The 5496-nt window shown below is 69.3% G+C and carries 6 protein-coding genes and 1 pseudogene; 4 read left to right on the top strand and 3 right to left on the bottom strand.

Translation table 11 applies throughout. The features are described 5' to 3' along the window. The 3 genes from NQ160_RS17505 to NQ160_RS17495 all read right to left on the bottom strand — a co-directional run. Positions 1–989: SNF2-related protein (locus tag NQ160_RS17505; protein WP_257516423.1), on the bottom strand; the 989-nt coding region annotated here is incomplete at its 3' end. Continuing rightward, a complete protein-coding gene (locus tag NQ160_RS17500; protein ID WP_257516422.1) occupies positions 922–1098 on the bottom strand; it encodes a hypothetical protein in 177 nt (58 codons plus the stop codon). The genes NQ160_RS17505 and NQ160_RS17500, both read right to left, overlap by 68 nt. 85 nt (positions 1099–1183) lie before the next feature. Further along, the gene (locus NQ160_RS17495) at positions 1184–1861 is read right to left on the bottom strand and encodes a hypothetical protein (RefSeq protein ID WP_257516421.1); all 678 of its coding nucleotides are present in this window, start codon (positions 1859–1861) and stop codon (positions 1184–1186) included. A 154-nt stretch (positions 1862–2015) separates the two neighbouring features. On the opposite strand from NQ160_RS17495, the gene NQ160_RS17490 reads away from it, so the two are divergent. The 4 genes and pseudogenes from NQ160_RS17490 to NQ160_RS17475 all read left to right on the top strand — a co-directional run. Then, positions 2016–3350: an extracellular solute-binding protein gene (locus NQ160_RS17490; RefSeq protein WP_257516420.1), complete on the top strand. Its 1335-nt coding sequence runs from the start codon at positions 2016–2018 to the stop codon at positions 3348–3350. Continuing rightward, positions 3347–4297, top strand: a complete 951-nt coding sequence (locus NQ160_RS17485; RefSeq protein ID WP_257516419.1) for a carbohydrate ABC transporter permease — start codon at positions 3347–3349, stop codon at positions 4295–4297. Before NQ160_RS17490 ends, NQ160_RS17485 begins: the two co-directional genes overlap by 4 nt. Continuing rightward, a complete protein-coding gene (locus tag NQ160_RS17480) occupies positions 4294–5205 on the top strand; it encodes a carbohydrate ABC transporter permease (RefSeq protein ID WP_257516418.1) in 912 nt (303 codons plus the stop codon). Before NQ160_RS17485 ends, NQ160_RS17480 begins: the two co-directional genes overlap by 4 nt. 40 nt (positions 5206–5245) lie before the next feature. Then, positions 5246–5496, top strand: a pseudogene (locus tag NQ160_RS17475) (alpha-L-arabinofuranosidase); the annotation flags it as partial.

Here is a 5496-nt window from a genome sequence, read left to right as displayed (position 1 = left end):
CGGTCGAGGATCTCGTAGTTGACGATGAAGACGTCCGCGAACGCGTCGATGTTCTCGCCGTCGCCATGGATGACCGTTGCCCGACGCTGCGGCGTCCAGCGGTGCACCTCGCGGGCCCAGTTCATCTTGACCACGTTGGGCACGACCACCAGCAGAGGGTAGGCGTCGGCGACGGATGCCGCGAGCACCGACTCGGCCGTCTTGCCGAGTCCCGGCTCGTCGGCGAGCAGGAAGCTGCGGTGACCGTGACGCACTGCCTCGAGGAACCGCGACTGGTGCGGCATGATCTCGAGGCCCTTGGGCGACAGGCGGTCGAACTCGGGCATGGGCGGCAGGTCCATCGACGCCGCGGTGCCGCCGGCGCCGGTCTCGAACGCCTTGTACAGCGGCCCCATGAGCTCCCAGCCGTCGAGGCGGCGACGGGGGGTGTCGGCGTGCGGCTTGCGCGAGAGGTCCGGCGGCAGGAACGGGTTCGCCTCGCGGCGTGCCTCGATCTGCGGGGGGAACACCTGACGCGAGCTGACGGCGGCCGGGACGACGGGGGCCGCCACCGGGACGCGGTCGGTGATGATGAGCTCGTCCGGCGGGAGCTCGGCTCCCGACTCGAGCAGCCAGTCCCGACGCATGCGCTTGGCCACAGGCGACGTGGCCTGGTCGACCTCGAGCAGCTGGATGAGCGACGTGTCACGCGCCGCGGTCTTGGCGAGGATCGTGGCGACCCCGTCGAGGCGCTTGAGCAGCTCCGCGCGCGTGGCATCGGTGACGTCGGTGTCTGCCTTGACCCGGGCCCGCTCCTCGCGCACGAGGAAGGCGATCACCTGGAACTTCGAACGGTTGGTGGGGCCGAGCTTTCCGCGCTGGGACTTGGCCTCGACCTCGCGCACCTTGCGGGCGAGGATCGGGATGATGGGCGCGTCGTCGTCACGTCGCGACGACGAATTCTTCCTGCGCCGCGACGTGGACTGCGCGGCAGGTGCCGTGGTCGGCATGCTCCTCCTGGGCGTGGATGCCGGATGCCTCGGGCTTTCCCGGGGCGGGATCGATCTGCATGTCACCGCGTGCGGCTCGGATGCCGGGACGACCGCGGTAGAGGGACATCGCACGTGGCGACACGGGCCCACTGCGGCCGAATGCGGCGGCGAGGCGCCTTTCCCCGCCATCCAGTCTAGGGCATATGCGCCGGTCAGCCCCAGATCATTGCGGCAATGTCTTCGGTATAGCCTTCGGGCCCGTAGTCCAGCCACACCGTGGACACCCAGCCGTTGTCGCGGAAGAAGTGCGTCTCGCCCTTCTCCACCAGCTTGTCGTCGTAGCTCAGGAGCGTCTCGTTGAACCGGCACAGGGTGCCGCCCTGCGCGTCGCCGCAGGCGAAGCCGGAGCCTGACAGCGCTGCGACCAGCTCGGATTCGGCGGCCGGGTCGACGATCGCGACACTCGTCGCGATGCCCCTCTCGGAGGGGTAGCCCCACGTGCACCGCAGCGTCGGCACCCCCGATTCCAGCAGCGCCAGCGCATCGGCGTTCTGCGTGGAGGGCATGGTGACGCCGGGGTCGTTCATCGGCGCGACATTCGCCTCGAGCACCCCGCGCATCGACGAGGAGTAGATGTCGTCGCAGGATGCCGGAAGGGCGATGTCCTGTGCGGGCGCGCTCGCGCTCGGCGACGCCTCCGGGGTGGCATCCGGTGTGGCATCCGGTTTCGACGAGCCTGCCGTTGGCGTGCCCGAGGGGGTGGCGCCGGTCGGCTCCGTGGCGGAGGGCTCCGGCTGGCAGCCGGCCAGCGCGCCGGTGAGCATGCCGACCACCGCCACGACGAGGGCAGTGCGGCGAAGGGAGGTCGAGGTGTCAGCCGAGGTGCGCATCGCCTCCGACGATAGCGCGATGCGGCGGTCAGGTCGGCGCAGCCGTGCGCCGACGAGCGACGAGCCCGCTGGCCCTGACCGGGCTTGCGGGGACGGTTGAATCGGCGACATGATGCCTTCAACCGTCCCCGGATGAAGTCACGAAGGAGTGACGATGACACCTACGGCCCCGGTATCACGACGACAGTTCCTGAGTCTGGCGGGCATGCTCGCCGGGACGGCTGCGCTCGCCGCCTGCAGCGGATCGCCCATCGCGGGCCAGACCGCTCGGCCGCTGCAGTTCTGGCACCTGCTCAGCGGCGCCGACGGCGTGACGATGTCGGGACTCATCGACACCGCCAACGCCGCACAGACGGCGTATGGCGTGCACCCGACGGTGCTGTCGTGGGGCGAGCCGTACTACACCAAGCTCGCCATGGCGGCCGCCGGCGGACGGGCGCCCGACCTGTCGGTGATGCACGCGTCGCGTGTCGTCGGATACGCCCCCGGCGGGCTGCTGGACCCGTGGGACGTGCAGCGCCTTGCCGACCTCGGCGTCGACGAAGCCTCGTTCCCTGCGGCCGTCTGGGAGAAGGGTTTCGTCGGCGACGACCTCTACAGCGTCGCGCTGGACGCTCACCCGTTCATCCTCATGTTCAACACCGAGATCTGCGAGCGCGCCGGGGTACTGGACAGCGACGGACGCCTGCGTGCCGTCTCCTCCCCCGAGGACTTCCTGGAGCTCGCCCGGGCCGTTGCCGGCGAGTCCGAGGGCCACGGCCTGTCCTACGGCTACCTCGGCGACGGGGCGCAGATGTGGCGCCTGTTCTACACGCTCTACACCCAGCACGGCTCCGAGATCGAGCTGCCCGAAGGCGGCACCGCCGAGATGGACGACGACGCGGCGCTGACCGCCCTGACGTTCATGCAGCAGCTGCTCGACGGTGAGATCGCGGCGCGAGAGAACGACTACCAGTCGGCGATCGCCGAGTTCGCCACCGGCCGCAGCGGCCTCTTCCTCACCGGCGTGTGGGAGCTGCGGTCGATGCAGCAAGCGGACCTGCCACTGGATGCCACGCTCATCCCGACCCTCTTCGGTACGCCCAGCGTCTACGCCGACTCCCACGCGTTCACGCTGCCGCACCAGAGCTCACCGAACCCCGAGACGCGGGACCTCGTCTACCGGTTCGTCGCCGACATCCTCAAGGGTTCGTTCGACTGGGCCGGCGCCGGGCACATCCCGGCGTACCTGCCCGTCACCGAGGCTCCGGCTTATGCCGACCTGCTGCCGCAGGCCCACTACGCCGAGGCCGCGGAGTACGTGCGCTACGACCCGCCCGCGTGGTTCACCGGGTCGGGCTCCCGATTCCAGGCGGAGTTCGGCTCCGCGGTGCAGAACGTGCTGCTGGGCGGCGATGACCCGGTTGCCGCGATCACCCGCTTCCGCTCGCGCCTGGACACCCAGCTGCGAACACCCAATCCGGCCAACCCGCAGGGAGGCGCGTCATGACCACCACGGCACCTGCCGCCTCCACAGCGACGGTCGTGACCGGCCGTCCGGGGGCCCGCGTCCGCCACGCCACCGGCGAGCGCCGCGAGACCGCCGCGGCGTGGGGGTTCCTCACCCCGTTCATGATCGCCTTCGTGCTGTTCCTGGTGTGGCCGCTGCTGCACGGGCTTTACCTGAGCTTCACCGACCAGTCCCTCACCGGCGCCGGAGGCGGCTTCGTCGGGTTCGCCAACTACGCCGAAGCGCTCGGCGATCCGGTGATGTGGCGGTCACTCGGGAACACGGTGTGGTTCACCATCCTCTCGACGGTGCCGCTGGTGCTCCTCGCGCTCGTGATGGCCCTTCTGGTGCACCGGGGGCTCCCCGCCCAGTGGCTGTGGCGGCTGTCGTTCTTCATGCCCTACCTGCTGGCATCCACCGTCATCTCGCAGATCTGGGTGTGGATCTTCAACCCCCAGATCGGCGCCGCCAACCGGGTGCTCGCCTGGTTCGGACTGGAGCCCCTCGCCTGGCTGCAGAGCCCGGACACCAACATGTACGCCATCGTCATCGCCACGGTGTGGTGGACGGTGGGCTTCAACTTCCTGCTGTACCTCGCGGCGCTGCAGAACATCCCCGCGCAGCAGTACGAGGCGGCCGCCATCGACGGTGCGGGACCCTGGCGCCAGCTGTGGTCGATCACCCTGCCGCAGCTGGGCCAGGTGACGGTGCTCATCGTCATCCTGCAGATGCTCGCGTCGCTGAAGCTCTTCGACCAGGCGTACCAGATGCTCGGCGGCGTCGCGAGTGACACCACCCGCTCGATCGTGCAGTACATCTACGAGGCCGGATTCGTCGGTTACCGGTTCGGATACTCCTCGGCCATCTCCTACGTGTTCTTCGCCATCATCGTCATCATCGGGGTGGTGCAGGCGTTCGCCATGCGCCGCCGGGGGGAGCAGTCATGACCACCACCGCTCAGGTCCGATCCCCGCTGGCGACGCCCGACGGCGCCGGCACCCGGCCCGACCGCACCACCAAGCCCGGCGCGCGCCGGCTGAGCCCGCTCAACATCCTCGCCTTCCTCGCGCTGGCGCTGATGGCGATCGGCTGGCTGCTTCCCTTTCTCTGGGCGGTGGCCACCTCGTTCATGACCGAGACCGATGCCGCCTCCGGTGGCAGCTGGATCGGTCCGTCGGGCCCCACCACCGACGCGTACGCGGCGATCCTCGCCCAGGGGAACGTCTACATCTGGGCGTTCAACAGCCTGTGGACCTCCGCTGCGGTGACCGCCATCACGGTGGCCATCTCGGCCATGGCCGCCTACGCGTTCTCGCGGCTGGAGTTTCCCGGCAGGAAGTTCCTCTTCGGCGCCGTGATCGCCTCGATCGTCGTGCCGCCGCAGGTGCTCATCATTCCGCTGTTCTACGAGATGCTCGCGTTCAACCTCGTCGACACCCCGCTGGGACTGATCCTGCCGCAGGTGGTCGCCCCGGCGATGGTGTTCATCCTGAAGAAGTTCTTCGACCAGGTGCCGATCGAACTCGAGGATGCCGCCCGGGTCGACGGCGCCGGGCGAGTGCGCGTGTTCTGGTCCATCGCGCTGCCGCTGTCGCGTGGCATCCTCGCCGCCGTCGCGATCTTCGTGTTCATCTCGACCTGGAACAACTTCCTCTGGCCGTTCCTCATCATCAACGACACGAACCTCATGACCCTGCCGGTGGGCCTGCAGACCGTGATCAGCGCCTACGGGGTGCAGTACGCCCAGGTCATGGCGCAGGCGGTGCTGGCTTCGCTGCCGCTGATCGTGCTGTTCCTGATCTTCCAGAAGCAGATCGTCCGCGGCGTCGCCACGACCGGCTTCGGCGGCACCTGAGCCGCTCCCCCTCGGCACACCCCCCTTCGACAGGAGAACCATGCCCCGCGCCCGCATCGTCATGGACCGCGACTTCACGGTGGGAGACGTGCCCCGCCGGCTCTTCGGCTCGTTCGTCGAGCACATGGGACGCTGCGTCTACACCGGCATCTTCGAGCCCGGGCACCCGCAGGCCGACGAGCGGGGGTTCCGCCGGGACGTGCTGGCGCTGGTGAAGGAGATGGGGCCGACGGTCGTGCGCTACCCGGGCGGCAACTTCGTCTCCGGATACCTCTGGGAGGACGGCGTCGG

Source organism: Microbacterium sp. zg.Y909, from assembly GCF_024626565.1.
This window is presented reverse-complemented; position numbering and strand designations above follow the sequence as displayed.